This window comes from Kitasatospora sp. NPDC051702 (assembly GCF_040681575.1).
Taxonomy (GTDB): Bacteria; Actinomycetota; Actinomycetes; order Streptomycetales; family Streptomycetaceae; genus Kitasatospora.
In genome coordinates, this window is the sequence record NZ_JBFAZB010000003.1 from 240914 (window position 1) to 255218 (window position 14305).

The following is a 14305-nucleotide window of genomic DNA, read 5'->3' on the forward strand; positions in this document are numbered from 1 at the left end:
ATGGCGGTGACCGTCCGGGTCGCCGAGGGCGAGGCGGACCTCGCGCTGGTGCACGGTGTCCGGCGCGCGGTGTTCATCGTCGAACAGGGGATCCCCGAGGACGAGGAGTGGGACGACCTCGACCCCACCTCGGAGCACCTGCTGGCCGTCGGCGCCGACGGCACCCCGCTGGGGACGGCGCGGCTGATCCACGGCGAGCAGGCCCTGAAGCTCACCGGCGGCGTCGAGGGGCGGGTGCTGCTCGGGCGGCTCGCCGTCGTCGCGGCGGCCCGGGGGACCGGGCTCGGCGCGGACCTGGTGCGGGCGATCGAGGCGGCCGCACTGGCCCGCGGCGCCCGTGAGGTGGAGCTGCACGCGCAGGTGCAGGCGCTCGGGTTCTACGAGCGGCTCGGGTACGCGGCGGAGGGGCCGGTGTACCAGGACGGCGGGATCCCGCACCGGACGATGACCCGGGTGCTGTAGCCGCCTCCCCCCGGAGGGCCGTCAGACGGTTCCCCGTGCCCGGTCCGGGCACGGGGAACGCGGCTTTCCGGGCGGTGCGGGGCGGAGTCGGAGGGCGGCCCCGGCGGGCGGGGCGGCCGGCTTTATCGGACGCCTACCCCTGCGGCGGATACGATCAGCCCCCATGGAGTTCGGTGGGGCGTGGCGCCGGTGGCGCGGCCGGGGTACGACGGTACGGCGCAGACTGGTGGCCGGTGCGGTCGCCCTGGTGGCGGTGGTCGGGGCCGGTACGGCCGCGGTGGCGTCCGGCGGTGAGCAGGCGGTCCAACAGGAGGACCGGTTCCTGAGCATGCCCGAGACCCCCGGCAGCGACCGGCAGGTCCAGCTGGACACCTCCTTCTTCACCACCGGCACCGGCCCCAGGCCGGCCGTGCTGCTCGCGCACGGCTTCGGCGGCTCCAAGGAGGGCGAGCGGGAGCGCGCCCAGCAGCTGGCCCGGCAGGGCTACGCGGTGCTGACCTGGTCGGCGCGCGGCTTCGGACGCTCCGGCGGCAAGATCGGCCTCAACGCGCCCGACCGCGAGGTCGAGGACGTCAAGCACCTGGTGGACTGGCTGGCCCAGCGGCCCGAGGTGCAGCTCGACGCGCCCGGCGACCCGAGGGTCGGCATCACCGGAGCCTCCTACGGCGGCGGCGTCGCCCTGCTCGCCTCCGCCTACGACCACCGGATCGACGCCGTCGCCACCCAGATCACCTGGTGGAACCTGGCCGACGCGCTGTTCCCGCAGGGCGTCGAGGGATCCGGCGCGGTGGACGGCGTCTTCAAGAAGCTCTGGGCCGGGATCTTCTTCACCACCGGCGCGGCCGGCGACCTCGGACCCTCGGGCGGCGCCCCGCGCGGCGGCGGGACGGCGGCGCAGCCGGGCGGTGCCCCGCAGGCCGGCCCGTCCCAGGACGCCGAGGTCGGCTGCGGCCGGTTCCTGGACACCCTGTGCCAGATGTACGACCGGGTCGCCACCGCCGGGCACGCGGACCCGGAGGCCGTCGCCCTGCTGGAACGCTCCAGTCCGTCCTCGGTGGCCGGGCAGCTCAAGGCGCCCACGCTGGTCGTCCAGGGGCAGCAGGACTCGCTGTTCCCGCTCGACCAGGGCGACCGGATCGCCCGGGCGGTCGCCGCCAACGGCGCGCCCGTCTCGGTGGACTGGTTCGCGGGCGGGCACGACGGCGGCACCGACACCAGCGCCCGGGTCGACGACCGGGTGACCGCCTGGTTCGACCACTACCTGCGCGGCCGCGGCAACGACACCGGCCCGGCGTTCCGGGTCACCCGCACCGGCGGCGTCGACTCCACCGGCTTCCAGGCCGTGCTGCGCGGCGCCAGCGCCGACCGCTACCCCGGACTGGGCGGCACGGGCAGCCGGTCCGTCGAGCTCACCGGCGGTGGCGGCGACGGCGAGCGGACCTTCGCGAACCCGCCCGGCGGCGCCCCGCCCGGGATCTCCACCGTGCCCGGGATCGGCGCGCTCAGCCAGGCCGCCTCGCTCGGAGCCGGGCTGGCGCTCGACTTCCCCGGCCAGAACGCCGCCTTCGACTCCGCGCCGCTGGACCGCCCGCTGCACCTGACCGGGCAGCCCACCGTGCCGCTGCGGGTGCAGGCCGACCGGCCCGACGCGGTGCTCTTCGCCAAGCTGTACGACGTCGGACCGGACGGCAAGGCCGTGCTGCCCCAACAGCTGGCCGCCCCGCTGCGGGTCACCGGCGCCGACGCGGGCCGCACCGTCACCGTCGCGCTGCCCGCCGTCGACCACACCTTCCCGGCCGGGCACCGGCTGCGGCTGGTCGTCGCCGCCACCGACCTCGCGTACGCCTCGCCCGTCGAACCGGCCACCTACCGGGTCGCGCCCGCCGGGGCGCTCGCCGCGCCGACCGTCGAGCAGCTCGTCACCGAGGCCGCGCCGCTGCCCGCGCGCACCTGGGTGCTGCCGCTGGTCGGCGTCGCGGTGGCCCTCGCCCTGGTCCTGCTGCCCCGGCTGCGGCGCCGCCGGACGCCGGGCGCCGGGCCGGCGTACGACCCGGCGCTCGCCGCGGTGCCGCTGCAGATCAGCGGCCTCAGCAAGCGCTACAAGGGCTCCCAGGACCGCTATGCCGTCAAGGAGCTGGGCTTCCGCGTCGAGCAGGGGCAGGTGCTCGGCCTGCTCGGGCCCAACGGTGCCGGCAAGACCACCACGCTGCGCATGCTGATGGGCCTGATCCGGCCCGACGCGGGCGAGATCCGGATCTTCGGCCACCTGGTGCGCCCCGGCGCTCCGGTGCTCTCCCGGGTCGGCGCGTTCGTCGAGGGGGCCGGGTTCCTGCCGCACCTCACCGGCCGGGCCAACCTGCGGCTGTACTGGCAGGCCACCGGGCGGCCGGAGCAGGACGCCCACCTCGACGAGGCGCTGGCGATCGCCGGGCTCGGCGAGGCGCTCGACCGCGCCGTGCGGACCTACTCGCAGGGCATGCGGCAGCGGCTCGCGATCGCACAGGCGATGCTCGGCATGCCGGACCTGCTGATCCTGGACGAGCCGACCAACGGGCTCGACCCGCCGCAGATCCGCGAGATGCGCGAGGTGATGATCCGGTACGCGGCGGCCGGGCGCACCGTCATCGTCTCCAGCCACCTGCTCGCCGAGGTCGAGCAGAGCTGCACCGACCTGGTCGTGATGGACCGCGGCCGACTGGTCACCACCGGTGCGGTCGGCGAGATCGTCGGCGCCGGCGAGCTGCTGCTGATCGGCGTGCCCGCCCCGTACGACCCGGAGTCGGTCGTCGAGAAGGTCGGCGCGCTGGCCGGGGTCGGTTCGGCGGAGGCCGTCGAGGGCGGGCTGCTGGTGCGCCTGGACGGGCTGGCGGCCAGCGAGCTGCTGGCCGAACTGGTGCGCCTGGGCGTGCCGGTGGAGAGTGCGGGGCCGCAGCGCCGGCTCGAGGACGCGTTCCTGTCGTTGATCGGAGGTGCGGCGTGAGCGACGTCGCGCAGGCGGAGCACACCGTGTCGGCGGACCACGCCGAGGGCTACCGGGCGGGCCGGACGCTGCCGCTGCGGGTGGAGGCCATGCGCCAGCTGCGGCGGCGCCGCACGCTGGTGATCGGCGCGGTGCTGGCGGCGATGCCGCTGGTCATCCTCGCCGCGTTCCAGATCGGCGGCACCCCGAGCCGCCCGGACCGGACCACCTTCATCGACCTGGCCACCGCCTCGGGCCCCAACTTCGCGGCCACCATGCTGTTCGTGGGCACCGGGTTCATGCTGGTCATCCCGGTCGCGCTGTTCTGCGGCGACACCGTCGCCTCGGAGGCCAGCTGGTCCTCGCTGCGCTACCTGCTGGCCGCGCCGGTGCCCCGGGCCAGGCTGTTGGCCCGCAAGTTCGCGGTCGGGCTGGCGTTCTCGGCGGTCGCGGTGGCCCTGCTGCCCCTGATCGGGCTGCTCGTCGGCACCGCCGCGTACGGCTGGGGGGACCTCAGGCTGCCCACCGGGGCGAGCCTGTCGGCCGGCGAGGCGTTGCCCCGGCTGGCCGTCGCGGCGGCCTTCGTCTTCCTCAGCGAGATCGTGATCGCGGCGCTGGCGTTCTGGCTGTCCACCGCGACGGACGCCCCGCTCGGGGCCGTCGGCGGGGCGGTGTTCGCCTCGATCATCACCGGGGTGCTGGACGCCGTCACGGCGCTCGGGGACCTGCGGGAGTGGCTGCCCGCGCACTGGCAGTACGCCTGGGCGGACGCGCTGCAGCCGCAGCTGGAGTGGGGCGGGATGGTGCAGGGGGTCTCGCTGTCGCTCTCGTACGCGGTGGTGCTGCTGGCGCTGGCGTTCCGGGGGTTCGCGCGCAAGGACGTGGTGTCCTAGGGAGGTGTCCCGGGGATCGTCGGACACGCCTCGGGGAGTGCCTCGTCGGGTCGGGGCCGTCCGGGCCCGCCGGGGTGCGGCGGGCCCGGGGCCGGTGGGGCGCGGGCCGACGGGGGCCGGTGGGGCGTCAGCCGACCGGGGTGTCAGCCGACCGGGGCGTCGACGCGTTCGATCCGCTGGGTGCCGCTGCGGGTGCGGTAGGAACGGACCCAGCTGCTCGTGGCGTCCTTGCGGGTGCGGTCGGAGAGGACGTAGTAGTCCATCTGGGCCCGCTCGGGCGTGACGTCCAGGACGCCGTAGCCGTGCGAGTCGAGGTCGACCCACTTGATGTGCGGGTTGGCCGTCCTGAGCGCGGTGGCCGCCGCCAGCGAGACGGTGTGCGGCGCGACCTTCAGGGTGTCGTCGATGTTGTCCGAGGTCGTCGAGGTGACCACGAACTCGGTGGCCACGCTGCCGGACAGCGGATACGTGGCGGCCTCGTTCGGGACGTCGGCGGCCCAGGAGGAGTGGATGTCGCCGGTCAGGAAGACGGTGTTGGTGATGCCGTTCGCCCGGAGGTGGCCGAGCAGCTCGCGGCGGTCGTGGGTGTAGCCGTCCCACTGGTCGGTGTTGACGGCCACGCCCTCGCCGGGCAGGCCGAGCAGCTTCGCCAGCGGGCGCAGCAGGTAGTCCGGGAGCGAGAGGAAGGCGACGGGGGAGATCATCACCTCGTTGCCGACCAGCCGCCAGGTGGTGTCGGACGCGGCGAGCCCGGCCTTCAGCCAGTCCATCTGGGCGCGGCCGGTGATCGTGCGGTCGGCCGCGTCGACGGCGCCGTCGCCCACCTTGACCTGCTGGGAGCGGAACGAGCGCTGGTCCAGCAGGTGCAGGTCGGCCAGCCGGCCGTAGCGCAGCCGGCGGTACGTCGTCCCGGCGACGGACGGGCGCACCGGCATCCACTCGAAGTAGGCCTGCTTGGCAGCGGCCATCCGGGCCGCCCAGTCGCCCTCGGTGCCCGGGGTGTGGTTCTCGGCGCCGCCGGACCAGGCGTCGTTGGCGAACTCGTGGTCGTCCCAGATCGCGATGACGGGGATCCTCGCATGCAGGGAGCGAAGGTCCTCGTCGGTCTTGTACTGGCCGTGGCGGGTGCGGTAGTCGGCCAGGGTGACGATCTCGTGGGCGGGGGAGTGCGGGCGCACGACCGTGCCGCGGGCGCAGTACTCGCCCGTCCGGTACTCGTAGACGTAGTCGCCGAGGAAGAGCAGGGCGTCCAGGTCGCCGCGGGCGGCGAGGTGGCGGTAGGCGGAGAAGTAGCCCGCCTCCCAGTTGGAGCAGGAGGCGACGCCGAAGCGGACCCGGGCGGGGGTGGCGTCGGTGGCCGGGGTGGTGCGGGTGCGGCCGACGGGGGAGACGGTGGCGCCCACGGTGAAGCGGTACCAGTAGGTGGTGTCGGGGGCCAGTCCGCGGACGTCGGCCTTGACGGTGTGGTCGGCGGCGGCGGTGGCGGTCACCGTGCCGCCGGCGGTGACGCGGGTGAAGGCCTGGTCGGCGGCCAGCTCCCAGCGGACCTCGGTGTCGGGGCCGAGGCCGGAGCCGGGGACGGCCTCGGGGGCGGGGGTCACCCTCGTCCAGAGCAGGACGCCGTCGGGGAGGGGGTCGCCGGAGGCTATGCCGTGCAGGAAGCGCGGGGCGGGGGCCGCGGGGTCTGACCCGGTGGCAGTGGCGGGGGTCGGGGCCGGGGCGGCCGGCGTGGCCCCGGCGGCCTCGGCGGGGGTGGTGAGGGCCAGCGGGAGGGCGGCACCGCCCGCGACCAGTGCCCCGGCCTTCAGCAGCCGGCGGCGGCCGGGGCGGGCGGGGGTCATGGCATCGACAAGATCGTTCACGGCCGAAGGCTACCGGTTGGTAAAGCGTTGGTAAATCGACGGCCTGACGGTCCGTCGCGGATCGGCCGGATCCGGCCCGGGGGCGGGATCGGGCGGGATCGGGCGGGTGCGGTTCGGGCGCGGTCCGGGTGCGGTCCGGGCGTGGTTCCGGCGCGGTCCGGATGCCGTTCGGGCCGGGAGGAGTCCGGCCCGTCCATGGGAGATCATGGAGGAGTACCCGCCCCCAGCCGTCGAAGGACCCCGCCGTGGCCCAGATCGTCCTCTTCCACTCCGCCCTCGGGCTGCGTCCCGCCGTGCACGCCGCCGCCGACCGGCTGCGGGCGGCCGGGCACACCGTCCACACCCCGGACCTCTACGACGGGCGGACCTTCGACGACATCGAGGCCGGGATCGCCCACCAGGACGAGCTCGGCGGCAGCGAGGAGCTGCTCCGGCGGGCCGTCGTCGCGGCGGCGCCGCACTCCGACGGCGGCCTGGTGTACGCCGGGTTCTCGCTCGGCGGCTCGCTCGCCCAGAACCTCGCCCTCGCCGACGAGAAGGCCCGCGGCCTGCTGCTCCTGCACGGCACCTCCGACCTGCGCGAGGACGCCGCCACCGAGATCCCGGTGCAGCTGCACGTCGCCGAGCCCGACCCGTTCGAGACCGAGGACTGGCTGAACGCCTGGTACCTGAACATGCGCCGGGCCGGGGCCGACGTCGAGGTGCACCGCTACCGGGGCGCCGGGCACCTGTTCACCGACCAGGACCTCGCCGACTACGACGCCGAGGCCGCCGAGCGGGCCTGGGCCGTCGCGCTGGACTTCCTCGCCGAGCTGGACGCCTGAGGGCCCGGCGCAGCCCGGATCTCCGGAGCAGGGAGGCGGAGCGGTGGCCGGTGAGCAGGGGACGCCACTGGCGCGCAAGCTCGGCATCCGGGCGGGCGACGAGCTGCTGCTCGCCGGTGCGCCGGACGGCTTCACCGTGCCCGAACTGCCCCCGGGCGTCAGCCTGGTGACGGAGGGGCCGTTCGACGTCTGCGTGTGGTTCCCGGCCGGGCGCGCCGCCTACCGGGCCGGGCTCGCCGACCTGCGGGCGCTGATGCGGCCGGCGGCCGGGCTCTGGGTGGCCTGGCCGAAGAAGTCCTCGGGGGTGGTGAGCGACCTCGACGGGGACGGGGTGCGGGAGGCCGCGCTGCCCACCGGGCTGGTGGACAACAAGGTGTGCGCGATCGACGCGGTGTGGTCGGGGCTGCGGTTGGTGATCCGGCGGGAGCTGCGGGGCTGAGGCGCTCCGCCGCCCGCCCGGGGGCGGTGGAGGCTCTCCCCCGATCGGGGGAGGTGACGGGCGGGGCGCCTGACCATACTGACGATCATGATCAGGGGAATCCGGCCGCTGCTGAGCGGCTCCACGTACTCGGGCGTTCTGTTCGCCTTCTGCGGCGCGGCGGCGAGCGTGCCGCTGCTGCCCTTCGCCCTCGCGCCGGCGGCGGCGTGGCGGTCCGCCCCGTACGCGGTGCAGGCCGTGCTGGTCCTGTTCGTCTGGGCGGTGCTGCTCGGCCTGCTCGGTCTGGCCCCCGCGACGAGGCGGGTGCTGACCCGGCTCGCCCGCCGGATGCTGCGGGTGCCGCTGCCGGATCCGGTGGGCCGCCGCGGGGCCGCCGGCCCGCCGGGCGTCGGGACGGCCCCGGCCGCACCGCCCGGCGGGGGCCGCTGGCGGACGCCGGCCTGGCTGGTGCTGCACACGGCCGTGGGGTGGGCGGCGGCGCTGGCGACCGGCCTGCTGCTCGCCCTGGCGGTGGCCGCGCCGGGCGGATGGCTCGGCACGGAGGCACGGTTCAGCCTGTTCGGACGGACGCTCCGGGTGACGGGCGTCTGGAGCTGGCTGCTGGCGCTCGGCTGCGTCCTGCTCGCGGCGGCCGTGTGCGCCGCCGCGACGGCCGCCCTGCGCGGGGCGGCGCCGCGGCTGCTGGGGCCCTCGCCCGCCGAGCGGCTGGCGCTGGCGGCCGAGCGGGAGTCGCGGCTGGCCGAGCGCAACAGGCTCGCCCACGAGCTGCACGACTCGATCGGCCACACGCTGACGGCTGCGACGATCCAGGCGGCGGTGGCCGGCGAGGTGCTCGCGGCCGACCCGGTGGCGGCGCGGGCCGCGCTGCGCAGCATCGAGGAGTCGGCCCGGGCCGCACTGGAGGACCTGGACTACGTGCTGGGCGTGCTGCGCGAGGAGGAGGCCGGCACGGCGCCGCCCCGGACCCTGGCCGACCTGCCCGATCTGCTGGAGCGGCTGCGGCACGCGGGGGCGGTGGTCGAGCCCGAGCTGTCCGGCGCCCTGGACCACGTCCGGGGCACGCTCTCCCGGGCGGCCTACCGGATCCTGCAGGAGGGCCTGACGAACGCTCTGCGGCACGGGTCGGGCGGCCCGATCCGGGTCGGGGTGGCGGTCGGGCCGGACGCCCTGGCGCTGACGGTCGTCAACCCGACCGGGGCGGGTGCGCCGCGCGGGGCCTTCCCGACGTCCGGGCACGGACTGCCCGGGCTGGCCGAGCGGGTGCGGCTGCTGAACGGCGAGATCGAGGCGGGCCCGCAGGGGCCGCAGCAGGGGCCCCTGGTCTGGCGGCTGGCGGTCCGGCTGCCGGTGCGGGGGGCGGCGTGACCGGCTCCGGCACCCGGGAGGCTCCGGGCCTCCCGGGCTCCCCGGGCTCCCCGGGCTCCACAGAGGCCCCGGACTCCCCGGACGGCCCGGCCGCGCAGGCCGGGCCGTCCGGCGCGCCCGTCACCCTCCTGATCGCGGACGACGACGAGGTGACCCGCAGCGGTCTGCGCACCCTGCTCGCCGCGCAGCCGGGGATCGCGGTGGTCGGGGAGGCCGCGGACGGGGTGGAGGCCGTCGAGCGGGCCCGGCTGCTGCGGCCGGACGTCGTCCTGATGGACGTGCGGATGCCGCGCCGCAACGGGATCGACGCGACCCGGGAGCTGCTGGCCGGATCGGTCGAGCCGCCGAAGGTCGTGGTGATCACCACCTTCGAGAACGACGGCTACGTCACCGCGGCGCTCAGCGCCGGCGCCAGCGGGTTCGTGCTCAAGCGGCTGCCGGTCCGGCAGATCGCGGAGGCGGTGCGGGTGGTGGCGGCCGGGGAGGCGGTCCTCTTCCCGGCGGCGCTGGGCCGGATGGTCACCGCCCGCCCGCTGGCCTCGGCCGAGGCGCTGCCGTCCGCGGCTCTGACGGGGCGGGAGGAGGAGGTGCTGCGGGCGATGGCCACCGGGTTGTCCAACCCGGAGATCGCGGAGTCCCTCGCGGTGCGCGTGGAGACGGTGAAGACGCACGTCGGGAACGTGCTGATGAAGCTGGGCGCGCAGAACCGGACCCACGCGGTGGTGATCGCGTACGAGTCCGGTCTGGTGGTGCCGGGGCTGGCGGGCTGAGGGGGCGGGGAACGGGAAGTCGTGAGGGTGGCCGTGGGGCCCGGCGCGTGGTGCGCCGGGCCCGGACGGTGCGTCAGCCGCAGAGGGCCCGGTCGATGACGGACTCGACGTGGGGGGTGACCGCGTCGTCGGGCGGGACCATGGTCACCGCGACGTTCACGGCGCGGCCGTCCTCGGTGACCCCGCCCCGGGTCTCGTAGCCCGGGATGTCGCCGCCGTGGCCCCAGTAGACGCCGCCGCAGGTCAGCGGCCGGCTGATGATCCCCAGCCCTGCCCTGGCCCCGGTGCCCGGGATGTCGACGGTGGTGAGCATCTGGTCGAGCTGCGGCCGGGCCAGCAGGTCACCCTTGAGGAGTGCGGTGAAGAACCGGTTGAGGTCGGAGTTGGTGGAGATCATCTGGCCCGCCGCCCAGCCGGCCGAGGGGTCCATCTCGGTGAAGTCCTGCAGCGGGCCGCCGGCCGGGTCCTTGCGGTAGCCGTGAGGGTGGGGTTCCCGGATGGTGCGGTCGCCGGGGGCGGGGAAGGACGTGTGGCGCAGCCCGAGGCGCTGGACGACGCGCCGGTCGATCTCCTCGGCGAGGGGCCGGCCGGTGACCCGCTGGACGATCAGGCCGGCCAGCACGTAGTTGGTGCTGCTGTAGCCGAACGCCTGGCCGGGTGCGCGGTCGGCCTTGTGCCGGAGGGCGATGTCGAGGAGCTCGCGGGGTTCGTAGTAGCGGTGTCGGAGGCCGGGCTCGTCGAGGTCCTGCTCGTAGTCGGGCAGCCCGCTGGTGTGCTGGAGGAGCCGGCGGACGGTGATGCCGCGCCCGTCGATGCCCTCGCCGCGGACCACGCCCGGCAGGTAGGTGTCGACGTCGGTGTCGAGGCCGATCCTCCCCTCGGCGACCAGCTGCAGGACGACGACCGCGGTGAAGGTCTTGGTGTTGCTGCCGATCCTGATCTGCCCGTCGACCGGGACCTTCGCGCCGGTGGCCACGTCGCCGACGCCCGCGGTGTAGCTGCGGGTGCGGCCGTCCGGGCTCCTGACGCTCGCCAGCGCGGCGGGCAGGCCGTCGGTGCGCACCAGGGCGTTCAGGCCCCGTTGGATCGTGTCCGGCCCGGGGGCCGCGGTGGCGGCGGGCGGTGCGAGGACCCCCGCGGTGACGGCGGCGACGGCCAGCGCGGCCGCGACGGACCGGACCGCGCGCCGCCCGGTCGGGCCGGTTCGGGTGGTCCGTGGCCGGGGCGCGGGGGCGAGACCAGTGGTTTGCTTACGCACGAACGTGCTCCTGAGGGGTCGCCGAAGGGAATCGGGAGGTCGGTGGCCGCGTGCTGACCTGCACGCCGGCGGGCGCTGATCGGCGGTGGCGGCGGCGCGGCGGTGGCCGTGTCCCGGCTGATCACGTGCCGTCAGTATGGTCGGGCGGTCCGCGGCGGACCTCCCTCGATCGGGGGAGCGGCTCCTCCCTCCTCCGGGCCCGGGCGGGAGCGTCAGGACGCGGTCGGCCGGTCCTGGGTGACGGCGGTCAGCAGCTGGGCGACCAGGGGGTTGCGGTCGGCGCCGCGCCAGGCCACCGCGACGCGGGTGCGGGCGCCGGCCGGGGAGATCCCGCGGAAGGCGACGCCCCGGAGGCGGATGCGCCGGATGCTCGCCGGCGCCAGCGAGACGCCGAGCCCGGCCCCGACGAGCGCGCAGACCGTCTGCCACTCCACCGCGTGCTGGACGATCCGCGGGGTGAATCCGGCCGCGGTGCACAGGCCGGTGATCCGGTCGTACAGCTGCGGGCCGACCTCCCGGGGCAGCAGGACGAACGGCGAGTCCGCCAGTTCCCCGACCGGCAGGGTGCGCCGGGCGGCCAGCGGGTGGGCCTTCGGCAGCACGGCGACGAAGGGCTCGCTGAGCACCGTCCGGAAGTCCAGCCCCGGCTCGGCGGCGGGCGGTTCGCGCAGCAGGCCGACGTCGACGGCGCCCTCGCGCAGCGCGGCGAGCTGCGGTGCGGTGGTCATCTCGCGGATGTCCAGCTCCACGGCAGGGAAGCGTTGCCGGAAGGTGTGCAGCAGGCCGGGCAGGACGGTCAGGGCCAGCGAGGCGGAGAACCCGATCCGCAGCCGGCCGGCCTCGCCGGTGCCGACGGCGCGGGCCGCCGCCAGGCCGTCGGCCAGGCCGGTGAGGGCCGCCCTGGCCGCGGGCAGCAGCTCCCGGCCGACCGGGGTGAGCGCCACCCGCCCCGGCTCGCGGGTGAACAGCGGATGGCCCACCTTCTCCTCCAGCCGCCGGATCTGCTGGCTCAGCGGCGGCTGGGCGACGCCGAGCCGGGCGGCCGCGTGGCCGAAGTGCAGCTCCTCGGCGAGGACGACGAAGGCGTGCAGCTGGGGGAGGGGGATCTCGGGGCGCTCCATACGCCCAGGGATATCAGGAGAAGGCCTCCGGAGTATTGGACGTATCGGTGTCGCCCGCCTAGCGTGCGGCGCATGACAGAGCGACGCGCGGTCCTCGGCGGTTCGACCTTCGAGGAACGGATCGGCTACGCCCGTGCCGTCGTTGACGGCGACCGGGTGCACGTGTCCGGGACGACCGGCTTCGACTACGCCACCATGACCATCTCCGACGACGTGGTGGAGCAGGCCGAGCAGTGCCTGCGCACCATCGGGGCCGCGCTGGCCGAGGCCGGCTGCGGCTTCGCCGACGTGGTGCGGGTGCGCTACCTGCTGCCGGAGCGTGCGGACTTCGAGCCCTGCTGGCCCGTGCTGCGCCGCTACTTCGGCGACGTCCGCCCGGCCGCCACCATGATGGTCTGCGGCCTCGCCGACCCGCGGATGCGGATCGAGATCGAGGTGGAGGCCCGGCGGCCGGGTGCCTGAGCGCAGGAAGTCGGACCGGCCGACTTCCTGCGCCTGGCCGACGTCCTGTGCCCGGGTGCTTCCCTGTGCCCGGGCGACTGAAGGGGACCAGGCGACTGCTGGGGCCCGGCTGCCTACTGTGCAGCGGGTGCGGGTGCGGGTGCCGGTGCGGCGGACAGCCGCCACGCCGTGCGGCCCAGCACCAGGCAGAGCGGGGTGTAGAGCAGCAGGTTGAGCCAGTAGAAGGTGTCCCCCGGGTCGGCGCCCGCTCCCGTCGCCCACACCAGCCCGACCGCACCCCGGGCCAGCAGGCCGCCCGCCACCACCCCGGTCGCCAGGCGCGGCAGCACCGGGGGCAGCCGGCGGGCCACGGCCGGCAGCCGTCCGCCGTGGGCCACCACCAGCGCCGCCCCGGACAGCAGCACCCCGGCGAGCGGGACCAGCACCTGCGGGGTGAAGGGCACCTGGAGGTTGAGCACCAGCTGGGAGAGCCGGGCGGTGTCGGAGGCCGGCCAGGTCCGGCCGGTGGCCCAGTACAGGTGGACCAGGCCGTCCACCGCCAGCACCGTCCCCACGGCGGCGGCCCCCGCTCCCGTCCGCACCGGATGTGCACGGTCCTTGGGGCGGGGTGTTCCCTCAGGTCGCAGGATCCTTCGTGCCGCACGCTGCTTCATGTCGTCACCTCGCGGAGTGTCAGGCGGATTGCCAGGACGTTCGGACATCCGGAGGAGCGCCCCGCCCGCCGGTCCGTTCCTGTGACGAGGAACACTGCGGCCGGACCGAGGACGCAGGGAACGTTCCGCCCGTTCGGGCCCTCCCTCCTCGGACCCCTGTCGCCGACCGACGGAGAGCACGCCATGCAGGAGCCGCCACCCGGCCTCGCGGAGCTGGTCCGGGCCGCCCAGGCCGGCGACCAGATCGCCGCCGGCCGGCTGCTGGACCTGGTCACCCCGTACGTCCGCCGGCTCTGCGGCCCGATCGCGCTGGACGACGGCGCGGACGCGACGCAGGAGGCGCTCATCGTCGTCCTCCGCAAGCTGCGCCAACTCCGCGAGCCGGAGGCGCTGTTCGGCTGGGTGAGGGCCATCGCGGTGCGCGAGGCCGTCCGGCACGCCACCCGCTCGGCGCGCACCCGGCCCGCCGAGCTCGGCGACCTGCCGGCTCCCGGCGACCCCCAACTCGCCGCGGACGTCCGCGACGTGCTCTCCAGGCTCTCGCCCGAGCACCGCGCCGTGCTGCTGCTGCGCGACCTCGAGGGGTTGGACGAACGGCAGACCGCGGCGTTGCTGGCCGTCGCACCCGGGACGGTCAAGTCCCGGCTCTCCCGGGCCCGACTCAGCTTCCGAAAGGCGTGGCAGCAGTGACCGAGCACCCGACACCGCCGTGGCCCGTCGCCGAGTTCGACCCGGTGCGGCGCCTGCACGTGATCGCCGCCACCGCGCCCGGCGCGGCCCGGATCGGCGAGGCCGTCATCGACGCGCCCTTCGAGCGGGTCTGGGCGCTCGCCCGGGACCTGGAGCGCACGATGCCGCTGTGGATCCCGGACGTGCGCACCGTCCACCTCGGCGCCCCCGCGCCGGACGGCTCGCTGCGGGCGCGGATCCACGGCCACACCCGGCTGCGGGCCACCTTCGACATCGACCTGGCCCCCGGCTGGTGCCTGATGCAGAGCCGCCTGGTGCTCGGCGGCATGGCGGCCCGCCCTGAGAGCGAGGGCACCACCCGCTTCGCCTTCCTCGGCGGCCTGCGCTTCCGCGGCGCGCGGCTGCTCGCACCTGCGCTGCGGCCGTTCACGGGGGACCCGTTGGCGCGCTTCGCGGCGCTGGTGGGGGAGGGGTGAGGCCGGGCCGGGAGTGGGAAGTCGGCCCGGCCGACTTCCGGTGCTGCGGGAGGGTGGCCTCCGGGCAGACT

At 75.9% G+C, this 14305-nt stretch carries 14 protein-coding genes; 10 read left to right on the forward strand and 4 right to left on the reverse strand.

The window, feature by feature from the left end; genetic code table 11:
- From AB0N04_RS04595 to AB0N04_RS04605, 3 genes are all read left to right on the forward strand, one after another.
- The gene (locus AB0N04_RS04595; RefSeq protein WP_360207306.1) at positions 1 to 462 is read left to right on the forward strand and encodes a GNAT family N-acetyltransferase; all 462 of its coding nucleotides are present in this window, start codon (positions 1 to 3) and stop codon (positions 460 to 462) included.
- A gap of 163 nt (positions 463 to 625) precedes the next feature.
- A complete protein-coding gene (locus AB0N04_RS04600) occupies positions 626 to 3442 on the forward strand; it encodes an alpha/beta fold hydrolase (protein WP_360207304.1) in 2817 nt (938 codons plus the stop codon).
- 89 nt (positions 3443 to 3531) lie between these two features.
- Positions 3532 to 4314: an ABC transporter permease gene (locus tag AB0N04_RS04605; RefSeq protein WP_360207671.1), complete on the forward strand. Its 783-nt coding sequence runs from the start codon at positions 3532 to 3534 to the stop codon at positions 4312 to 4314.
- 143 nt (positions 4315 to 4457) lie between these two features.
- On the opposite strand, the gene AB0N04_RS04610 is transcribed toward AB0N04_RS04605, so the two are convergent.
- Positions 4458 to 6155, reverse strand: coding sequence for an alkaline phosphatase D family protein (locus AB0N04_RS04610; protein ID WP_360207668.1), 1698 nt, complete (start codon positions 6153 to 6155; stop codon positions 4458 to 4460).
- 266 nt (positions 6156 to 6421) lie between these two features.
- Here AB0N04_RS04610 and AB0N04_RS04615 point away from each other — a divergent pair, with 266 nt between their 5' ends.
- From AB0N04_RS04615 to AB0N04_RS04630, 4 genes are all read left to right on the forward strand, one after another.
- Positions 6422 to 7000, forward strand: coding sequence for a dienelactone hydrolase family protein (locus AB0N04_RS04615; protein WP_360207302.1), 579 nt, complete (start codon positions 6422 to 6424; stop codon positions 6998 to 7000).
- 43 nt (positions 7001 to 7043) lie between these two features.
- Positions 7044 to 7439 carry a DUF3052 domain-containing protein gene (locus AB0N04_RS04620; protein WP_360207299.1) on the forward strand — a complete coding sequence of 132 codons (396 nt, stop codon included), beginning with the start codon at positions 7044 to 7046 and terminating at the stop codon, positions 7437 to 7439.
- Between the two features lie 87 nt (positions 7440 to 7526).
- On the forward strand, positions 7527 to 8804 hold the full coding sequence (locus tag AB0N04_RS04625) for a histidine kinase (protein WP_360207296.1): 1278 nt from the start codon (positions 7527 to 7529) through the stop codon (positions 8802 to 8804).
- A gap of 128 nt (positions 8805 to 8932) precedes the next feature.
- Positions 8933 to 9574 (forward strand): response regulator transcription factor, encoded by a 642-nt coding sequence (locus tag AB0N04_RS04630; RefSeq protein WP_360207665.1) that lies wholly within the window; start codon positions 8933 to 8935, stop codon positions 9572 to 9574.
- A 73-nt stretch (positions 9575 to 9647) separates the two neighbouring features.
- On the opposite strand, the gene AB0N04_RS04635 is transcribed toward AB0N04_RS04630, so the two are convergent.
- Positions 9648 to 10733 (reverse strand): serine hydrolase domain-containing protein, encoded by a 1086-nt coding sequence (locus AB0N04_RS04635; protein ID WP_360207662.1) that lies wholly within the window; start codon positions 10731 to 10733, stop codon positions 9648 to 9650.
- A gap of 311 nt (positions 10734 to 11044) precedes the next feature.
- Positions 11045 to 11953, reverse strand: coding sequence for a LysR substrate-binding domain-containing protein (locus AB0N04_RS04640; protein WP_360207293.1), 909 nt, complete (start codon positions 11951 to 11953; stop codon positions 11045 to 11047).
- A 72-nt stretch (positions 11954 to 12025) separates the two neighbouring features.
- Between AB0N04_RS04640 and AB0N04_RS04645 the strand changes: the two genes are divergently transcribed.
- Positions 12026 to 12415, forward strand: coding sequence for a RidA family protein (locus AB0N04_RS04645; RefSeq protein ID WP_360207290.1), 390 nt, complete (start codon positions 12026 to 12028; stop codon positions 12413 to 12415).
- Between the two features lie 113 nt (positions 12416 to 12528).
- Here AB0N04_RS04645 and AB0N04_RS04650 read toward each other — a convergent pair whose 3' ends face one another.
- The gene (locus AB0N04_RS04650; RefSeq protein ID WP_360207287.1) at positions 12529 to 12996 is read right to left on the reverse strand and encodes a DUF3995 domain-containing protein; all 468 of its coding nucleotides are present in this window, start codon (positions 12994 to 12996) and stop codon (positions 12529 to 12531) included.
- A 255-nt stretch (positions 12997 to 13251) separates the two neighbouring features.
- Between AB0N04_RS04650 and AB0N04_RS04655 the strand changes: the two genes are divergently transcribed.
- Both AB0N04_RS04655 and AB0N04_RS04660 read left to right on the forward strand, forming a co-directional pair.
- A complete protein-coding gene (locus tag AB0N04_RS04655; RefSeq protein WP_360207285.1) occupies positions 13252 to 13758 on the forward strand; it encodes an RNA polymerase sigma factor in 507 nt (168 codons plus the stop codon).
- A complete protein-coding gene (locus AB0N04_RS04660) occupies positions 13755 to 14234 on the forward strand; it encodes a hypothetical protein (RefSeq protein WP_360207282.1) in 480 nt (159 codons plus the stop codon). The genes AB0N04_RS04655 and AB0N04_RS04660 overlap by 4 nt, the downstream gene beginning before the upstream one ends.
- The last annotated feature ends 71 nt before the right edge of the window (positions 14235 to 14305 follow it).